This is a genomic window from Nocardia sp. NPDC051900 (assembly GCF_044452545.1).
GTDB lineage: Bacteria > Actinomycetota > Actinomycetes > Mycobacteriales > Mycobacteriaceae > Nocardia > Nocardia sichangensis.
In genome coordinates this window covers 1-23,152 of record NZ_JBITBU010000038.1, presented here as the reverse complement: position 1 = coordinate 23,152, position 23,152 = coordinate 1, and the positions used below count along the sequence as shown (strand labels likewise).

General features: G+C 60.9%; 19 protein-coding genes and 3 pseudogenes. 10 read left to right on the top strand and 12 right to left on the bottom strand.

Going from position 1 to position 23,152, the window contains the following annotated elements; genetic code table 11:
• Positions 1 to 108: 108 nt before the first annotated feature.
• The 5 genes from ACIA5H_RS36185 to ACIA5H_RS36165 all read left to right on the top strand — a co-directional run bounded on the left by ACIA5H_RS36185 (position 109) and on the right by ACIA5H_RS36165 (position 6,451).
• A complete protein-coding gene (locus ACIA5H_RS36185; protein ID WP_397080679.1) occupies positions 109 to 519 on the top strand; it encodes a VOC family protein in 411 nt (136 codons plus the stop codon).
• A 1,487-nt stretch (positions 520 to 2,006) separates the two neighbouring features.
• Positions 2,007 to 2,942, top strand: a complete 936-nt coding sequence (locus ACIA5H_RS36180) for a helix-turn-helix transcriptional regulator (RefSeq protein ID WP_397080677.1) — start codon at positions 2,007 to 2,009, stop codon at positions 2,940 to 2,942.
• Between the two features lie 511 nt (positions 2,943 to 3,453).
• Positions 3,454 to 5,760, top strand: a complete 2,307-nt coding sequence (locus ACIA5H_RS36175; RefSeq protein WP_397080675.1) for a LuxR C-terminal-related transcriptional regulator — start codon at positions 3,454 to 3,456, stop codon at positions 5,758 to 5,760.
• Between the two features lie 186 nt (positions 5,761 to 5,946).
• Positions 5,947 to 6,210 (top strand): helix-turn-helix domain-containing protein, encoded by a 264-nt coding sequence (locus ACIA5H_RS36170; protein ID WP_397080673.1) that lies wholly within the window; start codon positions 5,947 to 5,949, stop codon positions 6,208 to 6,210.
• Positions 6,211 to 6,256: 46 nt separating this feature from the next.
• Positions 6,257 to 6,451, top strand: a complete 195-nt coding sequence (locus ACIA5H_RS36165; protein ID WP_397080671.1) for a hypothetical protein — start codon at positions 6,257 to 6,259, stop codon at positions 6,449 to 6,451.
• A 186-nt stretch (positions 6,452 to 6,637) separates the two neighbouring features.
• Here ACIA5H_RS36165 and ACIA5H_RS36160 read toward each other — a convergent pair whose 3' ends face one another.
• Positions 6,638 to 6,856 (bottom strand): hypothetical protein, encoded by a 219-nt coding sequence (locus tag ACIA5H_RS36160; protein ID WP_364439172.1) that lies wholly within the window; start codon positions 6,854 to 6,856, stop codon positions 6,638 to 6,640.
• Positions 6,857 to 7,144: 288 nt separating this feature from the next.
• Between ACIA5H_RS36160 and ACIA5H_RS36155 the strand changes: the two are divergent.
• Positions 7,145 to 7,652 (top strand): annotated as a pseudogene (locus ACIA5H_RS36155) (transposase); the annotation flags it as partial.
• Here ACIA5H_RS36155 and ACIA5H_RS36150 read toward each other — a convergent pair.
• The 3 genes from ACIA5H_RS36150 to ACIA5H_RS36140 form a co-directional block, all read right to left on the bottom strand.
• Entirely contained in the window at positions 7,559 to 7,768 is a 210-nt protein-coding gene (locus ACIA5H_RS36150; RefSeq protein WP_397080685.1) for a hypothetical protein, read from the bottom strand. The pseudogene ACIA5H_RS36155 and the gene ACIA5H_RS36150 overlap by 94 nt on opposite strands.
• A 563-nt stretch (positions 7,769 to 8,331) precedes the next feature.
• Complete coding sequence (locus ACIA5H_RS36145) at positions 8,332 to 9,264, bottom strand: LysR family transcriptional regulator (RefSeq protein WP_397080669.1); 933 nt, start codon at positions 9,262 to 9,264, stop codon at positions 8,332 to 8,334.
• Between the two features lie 420 nt (positions 9,265 to 9,684).
• Positions 9,685 to 10,095, bottom strand: a complete 411-nt coding sequence (locus ACIA5H_RS36140; protein ID WP_397080667.1) for a hypothetical protein — start codon at positions 10,093 to 10,095, stop codon at positions 9,685 to 9,687.
• Between the two features lie 152 nt (positions 10,096 to 10,247).
• Here ACIA5H_RS36140 and ACIA5H_RS36135 point away from each other — a divergent pair.
• From ACIA5H_RS36135 to ACIA5H_RS36120, 4 genes and pseudogenes are all read left to right on the top strand, one after another.
• A pseudogene (locus ACIA5H_RS36135) lies at positions 10,248 to 11,142 on the top strand (IS982 family transposase).
• A gap of 1,251 nt (positions 11,143 to 12,393) precedes the next feature.
• Positions 12,394 to 12,594, top strand: a pseudogene (locus ACIA5H_RS36130) (hypothetical protein); the annotation flags it as partial.
• Positions 12,595 to 12,685: 91 nt separating this feature from the next.
• Positions 12,686 to 13,165, top strand: a complete 480-nt coding sequence (locus ACIA5H_RS36125; protein ID WP_397080683.1) for a porin PorA family protein — start codon at positions 12,686 to 12,688, stop codon at positions 13,163 to 13,165.
• Between the two features lie 529 nt (positions 13,166 to 13,694).
• Positions 13,695 to 14,612, top strand: coding sequence for a cytochrome P450 (locus ACIA5H_RS36120; protein WP_364439165.1), 918 nt, complete (start codon positions 13,695 to 13,697; stop codon positions 14,610 to 14,612).
• Positions 14,613 to 16,025: 1,413 nt separating this feature from the next.
• On the opposite strand, the gene ACIA5H_RS36115 is transcribed toward ACIA5H_RS36120, so the two are convergent.
• The 8 genes from ACIA5H_RS36115 to ACIA5H_RS36080 all read right to left on the bottom strand — a co-directional run.
• Positions 16,026 to 17,129: an SDR family NAD(P)-dependent oxidoreductase gene (locus ACIA5H_RS36115; protein ID WP_397080664.1), complete on the bottom strand. Its 1,104-nt coding sequence runs from the start codon at positions 17,127 to 17,129 to the stop codon at positions 16,026 to 16,028.
• An 11-nt stretch (positions 17,130 to 17,140) separates the two neighbouring features.
• Positions 17,141 to 18,073 (bottom strand): hypothetical protein, encoded by a 933-nt coding sequence (locus tag ACIA5H_RS36110; RefSeq protein ID WP_397080662.1) that lies wholly within the window; start codon positions 18,071 to 18,073, stop codon positions 17,141 to 17,143.
• A 36-nt stretch (positions 18,074 to 18,109) separates the two neighbouring features.
• Positions 18,110 to 18,571, bottom strand: a complete 462-nt coding sequence (locus ACIA5H_RS36105) for an FAD-binding protein (RefSeq protein WP_397080660.1) — start codon at positions 18,569 to 18,571, stop codon at positions 18,110 to 18,112.
• A complete protein-coding gene (dapA, locus tag ACIA5H_RS36100) occupies positions 18,568 to 19,500 on the bottom strand; it encodes a 4-hydroxy-tetrahydrodipicolinate synthase (RefSeq protein WP_397080658.1) in 933 nt (310 codons plus the stop codon). Before dapA ends, ACIA5H_RS36105 begins: the two co-directional genes overlap by 4 nt.
• Positions 19,501 to 19,508: 8 nt before the next feature.
• Positions 19,509 to 20,456: an ornithine cyclodeaminase family protein gene (locus tag ACIA5H_RS36095; protein ID WP_397080656.1), complete on the bottom strand. Its 948-nt coding sequence runs from the start codon at positions 20,454 to 20,456 to the stop codon at positions 19,509 to 19,511.
• The gene (locus tag ACIA5H_RS36090; RefSeq protein ID WP_397080654.1) at positions 20,453 to 21,580 is read right to left on the bottom strand and encodes a hypothetical protein; all 1,128 of its coding nucleotides are present in this window, start codon (positions 21,578 to 21,580) and stop codon (positions 20,453 to 20,455) included. Before ACIA5H_RS36090 ends, ACIA5H_RS36095 begins: the two co-directional genes overlap by 4 nt.
• 11 nt (positions 21,581 to 21,591) lie before the next feature.
• A complete protein-coding gene (locus ACIA5H_RS36085) occupies positions 21,592 to 22,461 on the bottom strand; it encodes a fumarylacetoacetate hydrolase family protein (protein WP_397080652.1) in 870 nt (289 codons plus the stop codon).
• Positions 22,462 to 22,987: 526 nt separating this feature from the next.
• The coding region (locus ACIA5H_RS36080) for a nitric oxide synthase oxygenase (RefSeq protein WP_397080681.1) at positions 22,988 to 23,152 on the bottom strand (165 nt) is incomplete at its 5' end.

The following is a 23,152-nucleotide window of genomic DNA, read 5'->3' as shown; positions in this document are numbered from 1 at the left end:
ACCGCCGTACCCGCGCCGGTGACGCGCACGAGCGCGGCGTCACCCCGAAGACCGCGCCGATCGGCGTCGGGCTCGGACTGCCTCGCATCGGCGCATGAGGCGCGCGGCATGATTCCTCAACTCGACGTCATCGGCATCATCGTTACCGACATGGCTGCCTCACTAACTTTTTACCGCCACCTCGGAATCAATTTCCCACCAGGCTGCGAGAATCAGCCACACGTCCAAACAACCCTCAGCAATGGCCTGAAACTCGCACTCGACACCGACAGCATCACCAGGGCCTTCCACGCCGAATGGCGGACACCTCCCCGAGACGCTGGCCGCATCGTCATCGCTTTTCGATGCGCAGACCCGCTACATGTCGATTCTGTCTACGCCAGTCTCGTAAGCGCTGGATACTGTGGCGAGCTAGACCCCCACGACGCCTTCTGGGGACACCGCTATGCAATCGTGCAAGACCCTGACGGTAACCGAGTCGACCTCTACGCGGGGCTGGATAGGAAAGTGTCGGGTTAACGGCTCAGGTTCACTTCCAGTAGCGGTTTGGCCACGATCCACCCGGGTCTCTACGCGCCCGAGGTGCGAGGACCACCGGTTTCGGGTAGGAGATGCTGGTCTACCAAGCTTTTCCGCTGGTTCTTCCTGGCCGTAGGGACCCAGGCATGGTTCAGGTGGTGACCTGCCATAGTCGCCAGCCGCCCGCCCAAGACGAGTGCGGGCAGGTGAAGCACGAGCTTGTGCTGTGGGCGGGCGGAGCGGCGGTGATCCTTCTACACCGGTCTCGATGACCGCCTGGCGACAGTCGATGATGTCGGCGTCGACTGTGGGGGTCGTTGCTCGCGCAAATACCCAGTTGCGGCCGTTTCCCGCTCACGTTGATCCTGAGGTCGCCGCTCACGCAGTTCCCCCATGTGTGGTGGTGGGTGTGGTCCTCGCAGGAAGTTGGCTGCGCCATCGGATGGTGATGGGCAGCTGGGATGGGCGAGGAGTACCCAGTGCGTGTTGTGGCTACGTACGTGGCATTTGCTGACTATCCGCTGTTCACCGATGCGGGCACCACCCTGGCCCGTAAGACTTGAGTCTACGCACGAAATCTGTCGATCTCGTCCCGAATGGAGTGACCGCCCTTGAAAATGGTGCTCGACAAGTGCGGTTAGGATCCCAGCCGCGTACAGCGCAGTGACGCACCCTTGAAGCAATTACGCCCTGCCGGGTTCCAACCATCGGGTTCACACTACCCGCGCACTCGCCGGTGCCAGTCTCGACCGATGCCCGGCCACCTGGAGTGCCGATCGAAGACAACCTATATTTCTGGATTCGTTGAACGGGTTGGCCGCGAACCATGAATTCATGGCCGGTCAAATAGAAATCAGGTGAGTACATATCGCCTCGTGATGACATTCGGCCATGGAGATGGTTCCCCTCTGTATGGCCAACCGATCGGGATAAGGTCCGTCCAATGACTAAAATACTTCCTCTTGCATACGGATACTTACGTGATGACATAATCGAAAATGCTGGATATGGGTCAAGCGATGCCAGGCTACGTGAGGCCGCCGCGTCACTCGGCTACGAACTGGGCACCGTATTCCATGAGACGATGCCAGAGTCGGGGACACTCCCCCCTGCGTTTGTCGATCTCGTCGCCGAATGCCGCCGAGCCGCAGCGCACGCCGTAATAACACTGCACGGACATCTGTCGAATATGGCTATATGTCGAATGGTCTTGCTGGCGGTCCTTGACGTGCGAGCGGATGCCGTGGTGCATGAAGTTGGGTCGTGACCCGGGCTTGATCGGTTGATCAACTGCAGCTCACCAACTGCGCCATGTCCACCAGGGCCTGTGCGCGCGGTGGTGTGCACATGGCCCCATACTGGTGGCCGAGCTCTGTTGTTTGCTACCGATTCAGCCGAACACGCGTGCTCGGACAGGCAACCCAGCGTCGGAGCCTAGGACTGACAGTACCTAGGCTGTTCAGGCATACTGCCGCCAGAATGAAGCCGTGACTTCCCCTCGCTTCGAGTTCGGCGAACTCCTGCATGCCTGGCGCGACCGCCTTTCCCCGGCCGACGCCGGCTTCGCTATGACGGACGGCCGTCGGGCCCCCGGATTGCGCCGGGAGGAACTCGCTCAGCTAGCCGGGCTTTCTGTCGACTATATTCAGCGCCTTGAACGGGGACGCGCCCGCAATCCGTCGCCGCAGGTAGTCGGCGCCCTGTCTCGAGCGCTTCAGCTCTCCCGGACTGAGCGCGACGACTTCTATCGCAGTGCAGGTTTATTGCCCCCGCGCGACGGGACGATCGACACCCATGTGCCTCCAAGCATGCAACGGATCGCCGCGCGTCTGGAAGCATTCCCGATCGGAATCTTCGCTGCGGACTGGTCCCTGGTCTGGTGGAATGGGATGTGGAGCGCCCTGCATGGCGACCCGTCTTTGGCGCCGCCGACTGAGCGGAACCTCGCACGGGCGCTGTTCGGCACCGGTTTTGCGCGGGCGTCCATGCGCCCTTTCTCGTCCTACCACGCCGAAGACGCTCTCGAATCCTCGATTGTCGCCGACCTCAAAGAGGCAATATCCCGCTACCCCAAGGATCGACAACTTCAAAGCCTGGTACATGACCTCACAACCACGTCGGACACCTTCGCGCACCTGTGGGCGACGTCGACGGTATCCAGGCATACTTCCAACCGGAAGACGATCTTGCATCCGGAGGTCGGCGCCATCACTCTCGACTGCGACGTCCTGCTCGTACCAGGAGCGGACCTTCGCATGGTTACGTACACTGCCGCAACCGCAAGCGGCGCCGCGAGCAAGCTCGACCTTCTGCGGGTGACGAACGGTCGCACCGCCACAGCACCTCTTCGATCGGATCGCGGCCATCCGGCGGAGGGTTGTGAAGACCGTTTTCAGCGGCGGGACCCAGGTACGCTGCTATAGAATAGCTCTACGGCTTAAGGCGGATCCCTCATATCAGCCGCAGCTCCTGGTCGGCGCGATCTTGTCGGATTGGTCGCCTTGGGTGTTCGACCACCGCTGCAGGGCACTCCGAGCCGAGCACCTCCAACACAACAACCATGCAGTTCATCGGAGAAACCTCACGTCACGCGGCACCCATCGTCTCCCTGGACGCACGGCGATCGGATCTCAAGATTCCATGAACAGATTATCCATGAACAGATCTTCGAACCCCGATGAAACCTCACCTCTGAGAGGTGATCATACACCTGCTACAATCCGCGATGATTCAAATCTGCCAGCTCCCACCAGTGAGTTCGTCGGACGATATTCAGAGTTGCGACAGATCGAGAACCTGCTGCGATTCGAAAACAGTCGACTCATCACTCTCGCCGGACCCGGCGGTATCGGCAAGACGAGGTTAGCGGTTGAGGCACTTCGCCGGTTCCGAAATACTCCCGATCGACCTATCTACTGGGTACACTTGGCGCGGTTGAAGGGCGACGCAACCAGCAACATGATCGCGGAAGAGATTTTGCACTCTATTGCAAAAATAGACATGTCCGGTCGCCCTGCAGCGGATGTTCTCATAGAAATACTTTCCACCCCCGGCCCTGCCGAGCCTCGTCGATTGATTCTGGTAATGGACAATTGCGAGCACGTGCTCTCCGGCGCCGCTCAACTCATAGTCAGATTACTCACGATACCTCGATTAACTATCCTGGCGACCAGTCGACAGGCAATGGGGTGGGCCGACGAGCACCTCATAGACGTGCCGCCGCTTTCACGTGCACACGCATTGGAACTCTTACGACGGCGAGCGGCAATCATTGGCAGACCGATATCAGACAGCCCTGACCAACTGTCCACTGCAGCCGAGATTTGCCTGCATGTCGATAACAATCCCTTGTTCATCCGGCTCGCCGCAGCGCGGCTGCGTAATCGGCCGACGAAGGCTGTACTTCGAGAATTGACAGGCAATTTCGATGACAAACGCCTACAGTGGTCGCACGGCGTGCGTGCTGGCGTCGAGGAACGCCATCTCAGTGGTCACAGTATCATTTCCTGGTCTTACGGGTTATGTACGGATGATGAACAACTGCTACTCGACCGGATGTCGGTCTTCGCAACAAGCTTCGAAGCGCACTACTACGAAAGTAGGATCAGTGGAGCTGAACTCGATGCAATTGTGACGGTGTGCGCCGACGAGGCTTTGCCGTCCGAAACAATCGAGCCGTTGCTGGAGACATTGACGGAGCGTTCGCTGGTCTCAACAAATATCACTTCAACAGCAGTACGGTACTTTCTACTCGAAAGCGTACGGGTGTTCGTCAGCGGTCAGCTGAGGAACCGAACCGGAGAGTTGGATGAAGAAAGGCTGCTCGCACGACTCCGACGCTACTACCGAGACCGAGTCGTTGCCGGATCGGCGATGCGGTCGAGCCGCGAACAGAGCGACTGGATAGAATGGACGCGTGGCGCCTGGGAGAATATTCTGACCGGTATCGAGACCAGCCTTACAACTCCCGATGAAGCCGCCGTAGGGATCGAGACCGCAATCGCATTCATATCACTGCAATGCCCATTCGTAATTTCTTACGCCCCGAGCTCGATGACCGCATATATTCAGCGCGCCATGGAAGCCACTCGAGACATCGGCCCGGTGCCTATCGAGCTTCGAGTAGCGGCACTAGCGGATATCAGTCATCTCGCGCTGTGGCAAGGCCATTATGCCTATGGCGCCCGTCTTCTGGAAGAATGTGCCGACATCTGCATATCCGACGTGGCACAGCGTCATGAATGGCGTGAAACAGCCCTCTCTGACATCGGCCTGCCAGCGGTCGTGGAGTTCACCTGGGGACTAGAACTTATGCTGACCCGCTCAGACCCACGTGCTCCACATGTATTCGCCCGCGCCCGGAGCAAATTTGCCGAAAGCGGCGACAAGGCGGGTGAGCAACGTAGCGAATTGTTCGAGGCACTGGCCTACTCCATGGTCGGCAATGGACCGCAAGCGCTGTGGTTTTCCCGTCAGCATCTCGATCGCGCGCTCAAGTCGGATGATGCCGGCTGGGTCATTCCTTCAGCTGAATTGGCCTGGATGCTCGCGCTGACCTTGCACGGTGATCCGCACGAAGCATTGAAGGTAGGGGCCGGAGTGCTAAAGGCAGGCATCGATCCGTGGACAGCCACCTGGGCGCTCCGCTTCGGCGCTGCAGCACTCACCCGCATCCTCGCGGATCGTATAGATTCAGGAGATTCCGGACGACACGAATTGGCAGATTCAGCCATGGACATCGCCATTCTTCAGGGAAGTATCGCTGAAGCGCACCGGTCGATGGGAATATCCGTCGCTGAACTAGCAATCGTTGCATCCGAAGAGCACCGCACCGCTGACGTCATCGAATCGATTCTCGGCGATGAGACTTACGCCGCTGCCATGAACCAAGGCGCTCTAATAAGGCCCGATTCACCGGAGCTGCAGCGAATTATGGTGAGCGGTCGATCCGGCGACGACTTGCGGAAGATGCCGGCCGATAGTCGTGCAACTTCTCGTTGGCAGGAACTCTCCCCCGCCGAACGTGAGATTGCAGTGCTGGTCGCTGCCGGCTGGGCCAACAGCGCGATCGCTGCACGCCGCGGCAGCTCCATCCGTACTGTCGACACACAACTGTCCGTCATTCTCCGGAAACTAACACTTACTAGCCGGATGGATATCGCCACGGTCATACCGACCGAACTCAAAAAGCGAGTCCAACTTGAAGCTAACGAGCGCCCAACCCGTCTTCGCCGAAGCTAGCTATGCCAGCAGTTCGCGATCCGGCCTGTAGTGCCCGAAATACTGCCACTGCATCTCACCCAGCGGAGTCCCTTCTCCACGAACCCCACCCCACCCGATCAAGCTACTGTTTTGCGCCTGATCCGTTGATTGTAGGATTCGGCGGCGGCGAGGACGGGCCGGCCGTGGTCGGGGCCGGATTTGGTGGTGACCGGGGCTCGGCGTCGGGAGTTGATGCGGGATGCGCGGGCGTCGACGCAGGCGTATGCGCTGCGGTGCCGGATCGTGCTGGCGTGCGCCGAGCCGGCCATGTTCAATACCCATGTTGCGGCCGAGGTGGGTGTGTCGGCGATGACGGTGCGTAAGTGGCGGGGCCGCCTTATCGACTACGGCCTCGCGGGCCTGACCGATGAGCCGAGGCCGGGCCGTCCGCCGTCGATCCTGCTCAGGTGCAGCAGGTGGTCGAGCTGACCCTCGAGCAGCCCCAGCCGATGCCACGCACTGGTCACGGTCGTCGATGGCCGAGCGGACCGGGCTGTCGAAGTCGACGGTCGGGCGGATCTGGCAGCGGTTCGACCTGAAACCGCACCTGACCGATGGGTTCAAGATCTCCACCGACCCGCTGTTCGTGGTGAAGGTCGTCGATGTCGTCGGCCTTCACCACAATCCTCCCGAACGGGCGGTGGTGCTCTGCGTGTACGAGAAGGCCTAGATCCAGGCACTGGATCGGTCACAGCCGGTCACGGATTGTTCGTTGAACAGAAGAGATACCGGTGGAGCAGGAGGGCGCAGCTCACCGACTCCGGCGACGCGTTTCCGGGATACCGTAGGACGCCGCTAACCAAGCGAGCCCCGGACCGTGTACGTCGGTTCGAAGCTCGTTTGAGGGTTTTCACGCCTATCTGCCGATCGCGCAGTAGTTTGAACGAGAGTTAATGTACACCCGCGTCGGATCTTTTTCCAAATTTTCGGCGACAATCGCCTGCTCGATCGCGACCGCCGCGGCAAACGTTGCCAGTTCATGGAAGAAGAGCTGATCGACTACATCCTCGCAGAGGTGATTGGGAAGGCGATCGAGCCACTGGTCGAACTTTGTTAGGTCGGTGTGTCGGCTCAAGTTCTGTTGTGATTCTCGAGACCAGGCCGGGATGAATTACGGTGAGCGGGCACGGGTCGACGAGTAGCTCATAATCCAGCCGATCCGCACCATCGGTCACATCATGAGCTGGACACCGGGCCGCACAAGCCACCACCAGCGCCGAACGGCGGAAAAAGCATGACCGCGTAGTATCTGACGGTTCGAAAAGTCGTGAGCCGATGCCCGTCACCTTTCTCGTGGGTACCGAGATCGGGCTTACGGCCGCCAGGCTCGGTATGACTTCTTGCCCTTACTTACCGGCATCTACCCCCTGTCGAACGCGTCCTCGGACCCCGCATCGCCCACCCAGCGGTGCTGGAGATTCTGTCGCGGCGCGGCGGTCCCGAAGGAATCCGGGCCGCCGGTCGGCGCAAACTCACCGCCATCGCCACCAAACACGCCCCACGCATGGGCGCGCGGCTCGTCGATGAAATCTTAGCCGCGTTGCCCGCGCAAACCGTCACCGTTCCCGGCACCAAAGCCGCTGAAACAGTGCTCCCGAAACTGGCAGATTCGGTGAATGTAATTCTGCTGTAACGCAAGCAGATCGCCGAGGACATCGAGGAGATGCTCGCCGACCACCCTCCTGCCGAGGTCCTGACTTCGATGCCCGGCATCGGAGTCAGGACCCGGACCCGCATCCTGCTCGAAGTCGGACGCCTCGGCCGGCCGCCTCGCCTCCTACGCCGGCTTCGCCCCGATCACCCACCGCTCCGGCAGCTCCATCCGCGGTGAGCACCCGGCCCGGTCCGGCAACCACAAGATGAAGGCGGCGACGAGGTCGAGGAATCCTTGGTGGCTGTCGGTGCGTCGTTCCCAGCGGATGGCGAGGCGGCGGTACTGGTGGAGCAGCGCGAGGCACTGTTCGACGATCCAGCGTCCGGCGGTCACCTTGTCGCGGGTGCCGCGGCGGGGGATGCAGCCGGTGATACGGCGTTGCCGCAGTTCGGTATAGACGCTGAGTTAGTCGTAGCCCTTGTCCGCAATCAGGGTGTCGACCCGATGGCGCGGCCGGCCGGGTCGCCCGCGCAAAGGTTGTACCCGGTCGAGCAATTCGGGCAGCGCGAGGTGGTCGTTGAGGTTGGCACCCGACAGGGACATCCGTAGCGGGCCGATTGCTACCTAGTCATCGACAACCCGACGAGTCCGGATCGACTCGCAACACGCAATGCCACAGGTTCCGTATTCAGCAGTGTTCGCAGAGCAGGGACCCTCGGCGAACCGCTGCGGGCATCGGTGCGGCGGCGGCCGCCGTGCGGGCTGGCCGGTGGCCTGCCGGAGCTGGTGCTCGTCGATCAAGGCAAGGACTTCCCGTCCGGCCCCGGCACACCCAGAGCACAGGAAGGTTGTCGGTGGTGCAGGCGATGGTTGGCCTGCTTGCGAGTCAGAAGGCACGCAAGAATCGGCGTCTAGGTCTCCCCGGGGCGCGACAAGCTGCTCCTGACGGCGCTGTGTCACCGCCTAGCTGGATCCACTGGCAGCATGTCGGCAGCCAGCACTGCGCGTACGGCGTCGACGGCGGCCTGTTGAAGCGGCGAGAAGAGATGATCCTGCCGCGAGAACAGGACAAGACGTTCGTGGATGACCAGCTCGGGTACGTCTACAGCGACAAGGCAACCTGCGTCCACTTCAGGTTGCATTGCATATGCGGGCGCGAAAAGCGCCCAGTCATTAGCGATCGCGGCCCGTTTGATGGCCTCTACATGGCCGAACCGAATGATGAAGTTGGGATCAAGGTGGGTGGTCATTCGTAATCGCTCCACCAGGTCGCGGTAGACCGCGTTGCGTGGCGCACCCACGAGCGGCAATGACATCGCTGCCGAGATCGGCATCGAGCGGCTCGGCGGCGCCGCGGTCGGCGTCATGTACAAGATCAGAGGTTCAGACCGCAGGAACTCGGCTTCGACCGACTCGGGCAGGTGACGTTGATCCCAACTGACGACCGCGAAATCCGCATCGCCGCTCTCCACCGCTTGCAACGCCTCGCCTGGCTGTGCAATGTGCAATGTAAGATCGGCGCGGGGACGGGCCTGGCGCAGGTCCGTCAGGACTTTTGGCAGCAGGTATGTGCCTACCGCCATGCTTGCCCAGATAATGGCACTGCCGCCGAGCCCGGTCGCAAGGTCACTGACATCGCGCCGGATCTGCGCCGCACCCGCCAGCACATCGCGGGCCCAACGATCGGTGCGTTCACCTGCTTCGGTTAACACTAGCCGGTTGCCGTTACGTTCGAACAACTTCGCCCCTAGCCACATTTCGAGGGCCCGCAACTGATTCGATACCGCAGGCTGTGCCACCATGAGCACCTCTGCCGCACGGGTGACGCTGCGTTCCTCAACCACCAGCCGGAAAATTTCAAGCCTACGAAGGGAGAGCTGCGTGTCCATACACTTCAATATAGGGCGCGTTGCCACCCATCCGTCTTCATACGTCCGCCGGTATTCTAGACGAGTAAGTCCTAACTGTGGCTCAGTGATAGGCCATCGACGAAATCGAAGTCACCTGCCACCTGCCGATTACGACCTGCCGACATCGGGCGTTCGCTGCCTCCGCCAGCGCGCCCGGTGGAAGATCGGCTCGACGGCGACAACGCAGAACGCGTGCATGGGCTCGTCCGTCCCTCCGGGGTCGAAGAAGCCGACCATGTCGCCGAGGAAGCTTTCGCCGTGCTTATGGACGTGGGGGTCTCGAGCGACGCGATCGCCGACAGCGGTGAGCCAGTCGCCGATCCAGAACAAAAGTTCGGCACGGGCGGTGATGACGAGCGTCGCGGCATGCTCGGTGAAGCGGGCTGGGTGACGATCGGCTCAGCGGTGGATGTCGTCGGAACGGTCGGGAGATCGGGCCGCCGGGGCGGTCACCTGCACAGGTGCCGAGGCGCGGCGCATCCCGTGCCGCAGATTCGGCCAGTCGGAAGGCCGCAGGCCCGTGCCCTCACGGGTCAGGAGCACGGGCAGCGGATGGATGTGGTAGTCGGCGAAGGTTCTTGGTAGGGCGCCCGGCGGGACCGGGATAAAGATCGCGCTGTGCGAGCTCGTCGCAGCGACGCGGAATAGAGCGCCGAGTCGAAGGAGGTCAGCGCGGCTTGCGTTCAGATACCCGATCTGGTCGTTGGGCGGATAGACGAAAGTGTTGCGGAGCATGGGGCCGGTGCTCAGGATCCGGCTGAGCCCGGATCCGGGATCAACGATCGGATGGCTCGTCACCCGCAACCGCATCCGGCCGTCGCCAACTACCACGTGCCCAGTACAACACGGGGAGGTAGTTAGCCACCACCAGATTCGGGAGCGATTGTGAGCGTGTGATTCGCGCTACGACCAACCCGATTCGCGCTCACGAGGATGTGGGTGGAGGGTATCGACATCGACTTGTGACTGAAGACCTCGACACCCTCCTGACCGCACTGTACGTGAAAGTCGATGACGAGTTGACCAGCCCGCGCTGGACCGGCCGTCCACCAGTGCTCACAGATTCGGAACTGGTGTGCCTGGCTGTGGCACAGTCGCTGCTCGGGTTCACCTCCGAGGCGCACTGGCTGCGATATGCCCGCAAACACCTGACCGGGATGTTTCCGTACCTGCCGCAGCAGTCCGGCTACAACAAACGCCTACGCAACGCGCTTGGGCTCATCAAGCGGGTCATCCGGATGCTGGCCCGCTCCAGCGACTTCTGGCTCGACGACTGCTGGATCGTGGACTCCACTCCGGTGCCGTGTGGCATGTCGGTGCCGACGGTGAAACGTTCCGACCTCGCCGGATGGGCCGGCTACGGCTACTGCGCCTCGCACTCCCGTTTCTACTGGGGGCTGAAGCTGTATCTGGTGTGCACCCCAGCGGGGATGCCGATCCTGTGGGCGCTGGCAGATCCGAAGATCGGTGAACGAGAAGTGCTTTCGGCCCTGCTCGAAATCGACGCCGACGTCACCGCCGAACACGAGGACATCCTGCTGATCTGCGACAAAGGATTCGCAGGGCCGCCAGTTCGAAACCCTACTGGGCGAGTACGGGATCACCATGCTGCGCCCGGCCCGCAAACGCGAAAAGGCCCGCTTCGGTGAACCGCTGCTGAAGAAGGTGCGCCAACTGATCGAATCGGTCAACGACACCCTCAAAGGCCAGCTCGACCTGGAAGACCACGGCGGCCGTTCCTTCGAAGGGGTGGCCATCCGCGTCGCGCAACGCCTGCTGGCGATGGCCGCCGCCATCTGGCACAACCACACCACCGCAGCACCGGTCACGCGGTCGCTGATCGCCTACGACCACTGACCGGGCATCGGATTTACTCGTCTAGAGCCGTACACTCAAGCGAGGGTGGGCGAGCGCAAGCGCATGTTCGAAGAAGATCAACTGGCGCTGAACTCGATCGGAGCGATCATCACGCAGACTCGTAAGCTGGCGGTCGTTTTCTGACGTGAGCCTCCGCGGGCCGTCTAGCCTTGACTCGAGCATCGGGCTGTTGAAAAAACAATCGCCGCGATGTCTACTACTCGCACATGGAAAGGGTCGACTGGTACAGCTGTACAACAACGTCCACCTGTGCAAGCAACTGGACTACGCGCAACGCTGTCATGTTGACCGGCGCTCGACCGAACTACAGGTGTCAGGCCGATGTCCCACTGTGGTAAGGGTCCCGGCAAGCGATCTAAGCACCCTTTCGCCGCTGGGCCCGTGTCCAGATGTGGGCGGCGGTACCACAACACAACATACGTCGACCTCGGCCGCAATGTGGGTGCTGGATCGCCTGGCACGGCGCAGGCCAGCGCCATCCTGCGTCGCAACGCATATGCCTGGGTCGATGTCGCCGCCCAAGCACCCCGATCGACTTCCGATGCTGCGTCTCGGTCACCGTCAACTCCGGCCGCGCAGCACTCGCTACCGCCGAGCGATATTTGCTAAACGTATGTGAGGCTCAGAAGCATGGCTGGCCTCGGAGAAGAAGCGGCTTGCCGCACGGCAAGCCGAATTGCCGACAGAATGCCCCACATGAGAGAGGATGTTAGCGGTGGTGGGTCAAGCGTTCCCGCATAGCATAGGTCTTGGCGTGGTGCGGCATTTTGGTTGATCGCGATGTTCCGGTCGCGGGGGGGGCGTATTGGATACGTACGTATGACCGGAGCATTCTCGGATGTGTTCCCAGTGTGATTCTGTAGGATCCGTCGATACATCAACAATCATCGAACTTCCTATTGCGCTTCCATCACAAGGAAGGAATTGAGACCGCGGATCTCCGTGAAGTATGGTTGCGCTTTATTTGTTTTCGAGTACTGCATACTGCATACTGCATCAAAGAATTGAGCGCTTGTCGCGGGCTCGAGCAACAATGATCCTTCTATTGATACGGAATGTTAATGGAATGTTAGAGCGTGCACTCTGGCAATGTTGGCCGCGCTGGTGGGCGGACTTCCATCAGGGCGCATCAATGGAATATATGTCAAGGTGGAACCACATGCCGGAGACTGGCGTACGGATAGCAACGCGCACTGTTGACCGGAACTCGCGCCTATAAAGGGATACTCGATGATGACCAGCGTGGAGCCGACGAACGCTGAAACCGTCACGCTACGTGTCGCCCGGCAGGTAGTGCGATTGGACCGCCCGGGCCCCAAAGGGCTTTTAGATGCAATTGTGGACCAGGTGAGCATCGACCGGAGCAATGGGCGACCGCGGCGCAGACCGGCTATGACGGTATTCGAGCCAGCGCAGAAACCACTCCAGACGATCCGAACCGGATTCCAGTACAAACTTCCCTTCACTACAGGCAGACACGATTATCCATATCTTCGACGTCGGTTCTCAGCAAGAGATCGCCCTGAAGTACCTCGATGACGCCACTTCCCTCGATGGCTTGCAACTGCTCCATTTTCGAACTCAATTGCATTCCGCTCCCCTAACCGGTCTCGTACCGATGCGAGGTAATGTCACTCTACCCGCTCGTATTCTAGAAAATAGTAGCTCTGAGCAGGTGGTGAAGATGCACCTATTTAGTTCAGCTATCCGTGATTTTTGGGTTGAACCTGCCACCGGCTCAGTGGTCTCGGCCGCGGAGCGCCAACTCAAATATCTGGCGACCAGCCCCGGCGGTTCCCCATCTCTGACGGTCTTCGAGGGCACTATGCGCTCCGACGAACAAACCGTCATGAAATTGATAAAAAAATCCCATGAAGCGCGCCAGGAGATCGCGCTGCTGCGCACCGACGCGCCTGTCATCGCCTCGATAGCGGCTGCAGTAACCCTCGCATTCGGCGCGTGGCGTTTGCCACCTATCTGGCAACGAGGCCGTACTTCATGAGTAGTACAAATTCGCCGAAGCCGCATACCCCACTCGGATTAGGAGAACAATGGGCTCGCCTAATCTTTACACCTCTGATTGCGAACCGAATGCCTCAACGCCAACCACTGGACTGTCGCGCGGACCAGCCTGCTCGAGACATGTATGTGACTTCAATCCCGGCCATTTACATTAATCCGAATATGGTGTGGCTATGAGCGATCCGGCGGAATCAAACGATCGGCCCTGCTCGGTGCCGCGATTCGATCCTCACGACACTACAGTGCTGAATGAACCGCATTCAGTGTATTCGACTTACCGTCGATGCGACCCGGTGCATTGGGGGCAGCCCTACACTGTGGGCAGCGCGGGGTGTTGGTATCTATTCCGGCACGATCACATTTTGTCGGTACTAAAGGATCCTCGCTTTCGTCGGAATTTTGTACCGCTTTCGTCCGAAGCTAGTATCGCGCGTAAATCCGGGGATCAGCGGTTCGCCGAGTTATCGGGTCGTCTATTGTTGTCGACCGACCCTCCCGATCATGGGCGTATGCGTGCGCTGCTGGCTGCGGGTTTCACACCCGGGGCGACGCAACGCTATCGGGCGCTGACAGCGCATATCGCCAGCCGGCTGATCGATGACGCGCTCGCTGCGGCGGCGGCGTTCGACGTGATCGAAGACTACGCCGTGCCGGTATCAATTGCCGTTATCTGCGCTGTCCTCGGCATCGCTGCAGATGAGATCGATCCGCAGCTACCAGAATGGATTTCCGCATTCGGCCGTGGTTTCGATCTCCGCAAAGACCCATCGGCCATGAGGCAAGCCGGTGATGCAGGCGACAAGCTGTTGGAGTACTTTGACTATGTCGTCACGGGCCATGACAGGTCACAGCCCGGTGTTGTCAGTGTCTTGCTCGATGCCTATCACACCGGGCGATTGACTGGCGAGGAGTTGCTGTCGTTGTGTGTGCAGATCGTGTTTGCAGGACACGGCACGACGGTTGCGCAAATAGGCAATACCATCTTCGATCTTCTCACCCACGATGACCAACTGGTGTTGCTTAGGCGGTACCCGCAGCTCATTTCGGGAGCGGTGAGCGAGAGTCTACGGTTCAACGGCTCGGTCCACTCGGCGGCAGCGCGGAAGCCCATCGAGGATGTCGTCCTCGGCGACGCACTCGTTCGAGCCGGACAACCCGTCATCGGGTTCGTCGCTGCAGCGAACCGAGATCCGGCCGTTTTCGCCGACCCAAATAAATTCGATATCACGCGGGATACCACATTGTCGATCGCATTCGGCAGTGGGATTCACTACTGCCTTGGTGCCCGCCTGGCCCGCCTCGAATGCGAAATCGCTGTGAGCACTCTAGTTCAGCACCTGCCGGGGCTTGCGTTGCAAGAGCAGACACCTCCACGTCACGCGAACATAGTACTGCCGAGCATGCGAAATCTGCTGGTGACAACGTGAGCATTGGCCCCGCGCCAGATTGTGGCGACGGGCGAAAATTCTCACGGCGGCCGAAATCGAGACTGGGGATAGACCTCGAGGTCCTGCAAATGCCCACGGTGTACGTGTCTTCTCCCTCCGACCGGAAGCTGAGAGTTGGAACCGCTCTGCCGGTGCCTCGTATTCACTGTGCTCGAGCGAGGCTAGGTGCATCAGAATCGACGACGCCACCGGAGCCTCGCTGGCCATCCACCCATGACGACAAACGCAATTCGCCAGAATATTCGGCAACGGAACGGACATCGACATCTGCTCTCCCCTTGAGGCACCGACGGTCCGATTGGGCCTCTAAGGTCGTGGGCAGCGCGGACGCATCCCACAGGACTATCGACATCCGCGCACGCAGTGGCAGGCTCCTTGGTGAGGCCGGGGATCTGAAGCGTCGAGTTCGGTCACTGGTCGGAACGCGCGGGGTCGGTCATCCCAAAGGCCGAGCCCGCGCTGTCGTGAGCCCCGTCCCCGTTACCTTGTTCGTGGGACTGAGACCGGGCCCACGGTCGCAGGGGCCCGGTATGCTTTTTCTCAGGCGAACGCATGATCCGGGGGTGGAGTCGTCGGGCGCCGGTGGCGTCGACGGAGCGCTGATGGGGACAGGGCGGCTGCACAGGTCTCTTCGTAACTGGTGTTCACTTCTGCTGACACATCGATTTCCCAATACACAACGTATGCCTGTCGCACTCCGTGTTTCCCCATCGAGTGCGTAACCGCTGGTAGCCACAGTCACCTGTCGAAACCTCAACGCCCGGCACCCACGACGCCGTGGGCTTGGATTCGAACGGCAAATGACTTTTTCGAGAAGGCCTTGCCACCGACGAAGCCCGACTGTGGGCAGTGTACGACCAGCTCGCCATCCGAGGCGGACTGTTGATCTTGGTTGATCAAGCCAACACCGTCGGCGCACCGCCGCCGCGCCTGAGGTCACGACATCGCCTACCTGCCCGGGGTTTGGTGCGCCGCATCGCGAGGAAATTCTGAAAGCAGCCTCGCTTCTCTTTCGCGCGGGTGATCAACCTGCGGCGCCGTCCATCTGTGCGTTCATCCGCGGTATGCGTGTATCCGGGGCTTCCGCGTCGATCCGATCTCCCGCGTGCTCACCGAGTTGGGCGTGCAGGCGCCGGACGCACATAGCGGAACCGGAAGACCGCGCCCGCCTCGGCGCGGACGTTCCCGGCGACAAGAACTTGCCCCAAGGCAAAGCTGTACCGGCGCCGGGCTCGTCGATGCCCGGCCGCACTTGGCGCTGGCTGTCGAGCCGGGACGTGAACTGTCATATTATTACTGTCTCGCATCCGCTCATTATGTTGCGAGATCCATTCCAGAACGGGGACAGGGTTCGCCGGAGTGGATAGCGAGGACTGGTTCGCTGAGAAGTGGTTATGCGCGCTGAGCCTTGACAGGCGTGCCGTCGATGCCACTTATGTCGTACCGACGGGTGAAGAGCCCTGCGATACCGAACTCCGCCATGCGCGCCAGCACTGCCTGCGCACCAGGGCTGTCATTGTGCTGCTGGAAAGCACGGGCGGACTCCCATTCCTCCAAAAGATGGAATACCCCCAGCTCGACGAGATCGGCGGTGACCTGGTACCGGATCACCCCGGGCTCCTTCACGACCTGCGTAGCCCACTCGATCAGCGCTTGGGCGAGTTCGTCGTGCCTACCGGAGTCGGCTTCGATCCTCACGTACAGGACGATGGGCTCTACCGGTTCAGCCAACGGGCTGAGATTACGTGCAGCGGCTTCGGTGAGACGTTCGCGAGTCCCTTCAACGGTAGAGATCAGGAACTCATCGGCGCGCAGACCACCCACAAGGCGGCTCGCGACGTATTCAGGTGTCTGCATCGTCGACGGATCGACGGCCGCTGCCACGACGGCGGCAGGAATGCCCACGGTGGAAATCTCCCGGGCGTGCCGGGTATTGGTCTGGTCGGGCGCCAGCACGCTGATGCCGACGTTCCGCGCGGCCAGATACGGAGCTAGGTTGCGGGCCAACGCAATCTGAGCGGCTTTGGTCACGACGTACGGGGCCGCCAACCCCGGCACGTCGTCAGGAAACAGGCCAAGTCCGGAGCTGGTGACGACGAAGTGACCACGCGAGGCGGTCAGATCCGGCAGAAATGCATGCAGAGCCCGCACGGTGCTCAGCACGTTGACGTCAAATATGTTCTGCCAGGTCCGGATCGGAATGCTCTCGGGCGGTCCGGCCAGTGCATAGCCTGCGTGGCACCACACGATGTCCACATGCTGGTATTTTTGGCACGCCAGTGCTGCCACTGCTGCCACATCGGATTCGCTTCCCAAGTCGCAATAGGCGAATACTGCGGTACCACCGGCGCGCTCGATCGCCGCGGCCGTCGCGCGCGCGGCCTCTTCGTCGATGTCGGCAACAAGAATGGCGCAGCCCGCCTGCGCGAGCGCGAGCGCACCTGCGCGCCCGATTCCGGAACCGCCTCCGAGTATGACCACCGTCTTGCCATCCATTTTCAAAGTTCTTACCTCCCGGCGTCCATGCGGTCGGTCACCGCTTCCCAGGCGTTGGTGTTGTCGAACCCACTCTCACCAGCCAGATACTCTTCAAAGACTCCGTCGGGATCACGTTCGGCCCTGATCTGTTGCAGTCGAGTCCAACTGGCATCGGTCAGGCACTTCACCCGGCGGTTCTGCTGGTCGGAATCACCCCAGTACTGACCGATCGTCAGCGGCTCCAAGTCCTGCATCGCCGACAACAACCAGTCACGATGTATCTCGTCGCTGGCGGAATCTTCATAAATAACATACGTTCCGATCATCACATCGGTTTTGAGCGACATCGCGATGTCGGGTCCCTCATGGGGAAGGGCGAATTGAAAGAAGGTGTGCCCCGGTTCATTTCGAGGGCGTTCGAGAACGAGCCGGCTGCTGGCTGCCACGATTTGCGACGGCGCGCCATCAACCCAGGCAGAGTCGACCCGGTAGCGGTAACCACTGGGATGGCTGGAGTCGACGAAAGCGTACTCGTTCTGCAGGGTTGTCGGATGGGGATCGATGGCGAAGAGGGCATGGTTTGCGAACGGCCCTTCGGTCAGTGGCGCCAGCGCAGCGCGGCTTTCATCCTCGCTGTTGCAGAAGGCGACTGCCCACACCACGAACAAAAGCTCGCCATCGGGGTGACCAGGAATCGGAAACTGAGGCACAGAGGAGATCGCAACTAAATGCACGGTGTCGGGAATCGAGTGCTGCTCGGCGCAGAGCCATCCCAGCACATCCGCGTATTTGTCGACGGGGAACGCCTGGACCATCGACGACAGTCCCACCGGAATCGGGCGAGTGCGCAGGTGGAATCGGGTGATGATGCCGCAGTAGCCAGGACCCGCACCGCGCGCGGCCCAGAACAGATCTACGTTCTGCGTGTCGTCGGCGCGGATGAGTTCCCCGTCTGCGGTCACGACGTCGATCGCTACAATCTGTTCCGCCGACCATCCTCAGCCGCGGAAGTTCCATCCGATCCCGCCCTGCAGCAGAAAGCCACCGACACCGACCGAGGAACACCCTCCGCCGGGGAAGAAGACACCGAACTGTTCGAGGTAGGGATTAAGCTCTTGTCCACCAGTGACCGCTGGCGTGACACTGACGATTCCGGTCGTTGCGTCGTAGTGAATGTCTTTCAACCCGAAGAGATCAATGAGTAGCCCGTCGTCACGCAGGCCCCACACCGGAAAACTGTGGCCGCCAGATTTGACGCCGACCTTCCAACCGCGTTCCCGCGCCAGACGCACACCCTCGACGACGTCGTTCTCGGTCTCGGCGAGCAGCACGGCTGCGGGGAATCGCTGTGGATGTCGGGAGTGGTGGATCCTTGCGACGCGCGCGTGTTCATATCCGGCTTCGCCCCGTACGATCAACGCTCCGGTGAATCGCTCGGTCGTGGTGCTGTCAGGACTCATCGTCGAGTTCCTTTCATTGCGCTATACTCGGGAATTAATTCGCTACTCTGCGCCAAGAGTTCTTTTGCTGCTGTTTTCCCCTGCGGGCTCAACGCGCACAGTGGCGGACGAACTAGATCCGAAGTAAGTAGCCCCATCGACTGCAAAACCCATTTGACCGGCGCCGGATTCGTCTCGATGAACAGCAGGTCCACCAAAGGGTGCAAGCGATAATGCAGGTCCAGCGCGGCGCTGTATCGGCCGGATATCCAAGCGCGATATAGATCTGCGACAGCGGTGGGTGCCAGATTCGCGACGGCGCTGATCATGCCGACGCCGCCGATAGCGAGCAGCGGCAGCGCAAGCAGTTCGACCCCTGACCACACCATCAACTCCGGGCCGGCGATGCGAATCACGCGCGAGAAATGCTCAAAATTCTTCGTGGTTTCTTTGATTCCGATTATGTTGTCGAAGTCGCTGAACAACCGCGCCACTGTCTCCGGCGCGATTTCGACGGCAGTCCGTGACGGCACGTTGTAAATGGCGATCGGGAGATCGGGGAACTCCGTCGCCACGGTCGCATACCAGTCGTACAGTCCCTCTTGGGTCGGCTGCGCGTAGTAGGGGGTGATGATGAGCACTGCATCCGCGCCTGCATCCTGCGCGGCGTCGGTGATTTCGATGGTGTCCTCGAGATTGGCTGCTCCGGTACCGGGAACGAACGGCACGCGATCGGAGATCTCCTCCGCGACAATGTCGATTGCGCGGATGCGTTCTGCGACTGTCTGCGCTGCCGGTTCGCCGGTGGATCCACCGATCGAGATGCCGTCAGATCCCGACGCAATCTGCCAGGAGGTGATGCGGCGCAGGGAATGCACGTCGAGTTCACCGTCAGTGGTGAAGGGCGTTACGAGGGGAGCTATAGATCCGCGCAGCGCGGTAGGAGTCATTCGGAATCTCATCGAGCCTCCATCAGACCGGGTTCGACGACGCGCAAAAACGCGGTCAGTGCCGCCGAATCCGATAGACCCATGCCGAGCGGTTTGAACACCGTTGGCCCCGATGCGGTGTCGTCGGGTGCGACAGCGCCTGCGACGACGTCCGCCAACCTGTGCACCCGCGACCAGTCGTCGCCAAAGAACTCACGCAGCTCGCGGGACGATCGTCGTGCATTCTCTAGGTTGTCCACCACCGTCAGCTTCGCCGAACCCAGCAGACGCGGGTCGAACTCGGCGTTCGAAGGAAGGATCGCACCGACCGCGTTGAGATGAGCGCCTGCAGCGAGGTCATCGGCGGCTAGTATCGGTTCGGTCGCACGAGTCACCAGAGTGACGATCCCGACGCCACGCACCGCGTCCCGCAGTGTATCGGCCACGACAACTGATGCGGGGACGTGCGCTCTGATCTGTTCGGCGAATGCGTCGCGACTACTGGGACGCGGACTCCAGACGCAGATCCTGCGCAATGGGCGAACGGCGTGGACAGCCAGGACCTGGGACAAAGATTGGCGTCCCGAGCCTATGATCGCAAGCTCGTCGGCGCCGGAAGCGGCGAGTCTGCGAGTTGCGACGCCGACAATCGCGGCAGTGCGCACGGCGCCGAGGATCCCGGCCTGAACCACCGCATGTAGCCGACCGTCCTCCGCATCGAAGACGGTCGCGACGGCTGCGGCACCACGCGGGGTGTTGACCCACGTCTTGAACGCCACCAGCGACTCGCCCAGATCAAGTGCACCGAGCGCGTGGGCGCTGCTCCGTTCACCCCACGTGGTCATAGTCTTCGGGATGTTCGTCGCGGTACCTTCGTGTTCACGTCGCAAGGCGAACTCCACTTCCTCGATGACGGTCTCGAGTGAAAGCTTCGCGAAGACGTCGGCCTCCCTGTAGAACCGGATGTCGGTGTTCATTTGCCGACTTCACGTGGACCGACGTAGCCGGTGACACCGGCTTCTGATCCCAGGGTCAAGATCGGACCATCCATGCTCTCCTGCCAAATCAGCGACTCCATGCCGATATGCAGCGGGTGGTCCTGTACGGTGAACACGCCGATCGCGTCCGGCCCGGGGACGTGGAGGTGCTCGCGCCACCCTGGCGCCGACAGCAGCAGATCTCCCGGACCCCACTCGATCGTCTCGCCGTCGATAACACTTTTGCCGGTGCCTCGAAAGTGATAGTTGATCGCCGCCGAGATATGCCGGTGACCACGCGTCCCCTCAGGCATGGGCGGGAATCCCGCCGGAACTTGTGTGGCGGTGACGAAGAAGCTGTGAGTCGCGCCGTTACGGCGTTCGGTGGCGGGATTGTAGTACGCGAGAATTGCGCGTTTGCCGTCACCGAGCTGGTCGCTCAAGTGTTGCGAGACCGCAGCCCACGGCCAATGCTGAGCCTGGTTCTCCACGACCTCGATGTCGGTGAGAAACTCGTAGCCGCGGACGCGTGACCCGAACTCGGAGACTTCGAAGTCCGGCGCGTTCGTCCGATTGTACTGTGCAGAACCTTCGCGTGCAGGCGTGGGCGTGGCCGCGGTCATTTCGGCCAAGGGCTCTGCGTAGCTCACACCAATCTTGCTGAGCAGCGGATAGTTCGAGTAAGTCAAGCGTACCCATAATTCGTTGCTGTCGTTGCGGTAGCTGTAGGGCCTCATCGATGGGATGTTGCAGACGTCCCAGCGCGAAAGGTGGATTGTGCGCCCTCCGACCTCCACCCGGCCTTCCCCCTGGATTCCGATGACAACGTTGCTGCTGTTGCGTCGGAGTGGCTTCGTCGCTTCACCTGGGAGCAGCACTTCGACGACAACGTCAATACCAGGAGCGAAGCTGCGCACCGATCCTACGGAGTCGGGGTGTACGATGCCTGCGGCACGGTAGCCGTCGGCAGGTTGCGGCATCGAAGCGAGCCGCTCGATCTCGGCATGGATCTCCGCGGCCCGAACCTTGAACGGTCGCCATGGAACCGGCTGCTCCGTGCGCCCCCCAGGATGCGCATCGAAAGTGGCCATCTCCCCAGTGCTGAGTGGATCGGCAATCATCATTGATCGGTGTCCTATCGAGTGGATTGCTGCCACGAGATATCGTTGGCAGTGACTATGTTTCCCGGCCCCGTCGTGACGCTGTGCCGAAGCGTGCCGACGCCCGGCACACTGACCTCGAGTTCGTCTCCGGGCTCGAGGAACCGTGGCGGGTTCTGACGGTAACCTGAGCCCGCGGGCGTCCCGGTGGCGATGACATCACCCGGTCGCAGGGGGGTGAAAGTGCTTACGTAGCTGACCAGCGAGGCGAAATTGAATAGGAGACTTGACGTCGAAGCCTGTTGCACGACATGGCCATTCAGTCTTGTTGTCAGCTCAAATGGCCCACGGCCTGCCTCGTCTACGGTAGTGACCCACGGACCGCACGCACCACTGGCGAACCAATTTTTTCCAGCTGTCGCCTGGGCCGAGTGGGTCTGCCAGATTCGCTCGCTGTTCTCCGCCATTGGGGTGAAACCGGCGATGTGATTCCAAGCGTCATCTACCGGGATCCGCCGACCACCCTGACCGATCACGAGAGCTAACTCGCCTTCCCAGTCGAGGGTGCGGCTGTCGGCCTCGGTCACCACGGGATTCCCACTACCAACAAAGGAATCCGGGAAGCGAACGAACAGTGTTGGGTACTCGCCGGCTCGGCGATGATCCTCGCTGTCATGGGACGCGTAGTTGAAGCCGACACAAATGATCTTGGCCTCCGAGGTGAACGGGGGCAGCCAGACGATCTCGTTCGCGGGAATGCAGATGTCGCTTTCCAGCACCGACGTCCGGGAGTTCGCGAGCAGATTGCTGAACGTCCCTGCACACTGGTCCAACGCGACGATGCCATCGGGTCCGACGATGCCGTACCGAACGTGGTTGCGATAGAGGAAGCGGGCTAGTTTCATGATCCTGTTCTTTGCGGTGACCGTATGTGCAGGTCTATTCGCTAATAGCGGACCAATCTGCGATGCGCCTACACACATCAGTAGATCCCTGATCGACACACGAATCCATTGTCAATTTCTTGATATGTGCATAATGTACACGTTATGGGTGATTTCGGTCGTTCCGAAGCGATGTAGACAGAGTGAGGTCTCAAACCATCGGAATACACGAGTGAAGGGCCGACGATGCTTGCATACGCATCCCGGTGGTGCCGATGTAACTGTGCGGCCGCGCTCATGGTGAGTACGACTATTCCTCTCGTGGCGCGCCACCCCGCAGCATTCTCGATCGTGTGGTGAGATTGCGCCGTGAGTTCGAGGAGTCCGGCTCCCGATTCGCCAATGTAGGTGACAGCTGTAGCCGACGGTCGTGACGACCGCGATGCAGTTGGCGCGACGAGCGTTTGTTTCCCCGACCGTCCGGTCGACCAGCAACAGCTTGATCAATAGAATTCGCCGACTTGGGGGGGGTCCGCGTAGTCCTTCTTCAATATGTTTCCAGGCGCCGAGGGCATTCCAAGTGTTCGTCGTGAATCGGACTCCTCCGTACGAAGTTGGGCCGGATGTCCATGTCGGGTGGGTCGTAGTAGCGGTGGAAGGTCGGGGTCAGGCCGGAGGAGATCGGCGGGTTGATCCAGGACCAGTCGGTGGG

What these genes read in the sequence shown, in the direction of transcription:
- ACIA5H_RS36120 (WP_364439165.1), top strand. Translation starts at nt 13,695, where the DNA reads ATGCGTGCGCTGCTGGCTGCGGGTTTCACACCCGGGGCGACGCAACGC.
- ACIA5H_RS36085 (WP_397080652.1), bottom strand. Translation starts at nt 22,461, where the DNA reads ATGAAACTAGCCCGCTTCCTCTATCGCAACCACGTTCGGTACGGCATC.
- ACIA5H_RS36140 (WP_397080667.1), bottom strand. Translation starts at nt 10,095, where the DNA reads ATGCGGTTGCGGGTGACGAGCCATCCGATCGTTGATCCCGGATCCGGG.
- ACIA5H_RS36115 (WP_397080664.1), bottom strand. Translation starts at nt 17,129, where the DNA reads ATGGATGGCAAGACGGTGGTCATACTCGGAGGCGGTTCCGGAATCGGG.
- ACIA5H_RS36095 (WP_397080656.1), bottom strand. Translation starts at nt 20,456, where the DNA reads ATGAACACCGACATCCGGTTCTACAGGGAGGCCGACGTCTTCGCGAAG.
- ACIA5H_RS36105 (WP_397080660.1), bottom strand. Translation starts at nt 18,571, where the DNA reads ATGAGTCCTGACAGCACCACGACCGAGCGATTCACCGGAGCGTTGATC.
- dapA (WP_397080658.1), bottom strand. Translation starts at nt 19,500, where the DNA reads ATGACTCCTACCGCGCTGCGCGGATCTATAGCTCCCCTCGTAACGCCC.
- ACIA5H_RS36165 (WP_397080671.1), top strand. Translation starts at nt 6,257, where the DNA reads ATGGCCGAGCGGACCGGGCTGTCGAAGTCGACGGTCGGGCGGATCTGG.
- ACIA5H_RS36185 (WP_397080679.1), top strand. Translation starts at nt 109, where the DNA reads ATGATTCCTCAACTCGACGTCATCGGCATCATCGTTACCGACATGGCT.
- ACIA5H_RS36145 (WP_397080669.1), bottom strand. Translation starts at nt 9,264, where the DNA reads ATGGACACGCAGCTCTCCCTTCGTAGGCTTGAAATTTTCCGGCTGGTG.
- ACIA5H_RS36090 (WP_397080654.1), bottom strand. Translation starts at nt 21,580, where the DNA reads ATGATGATTGCCGATCCACTCAGCACTGGGGAGATGGCCACTTTCGAT.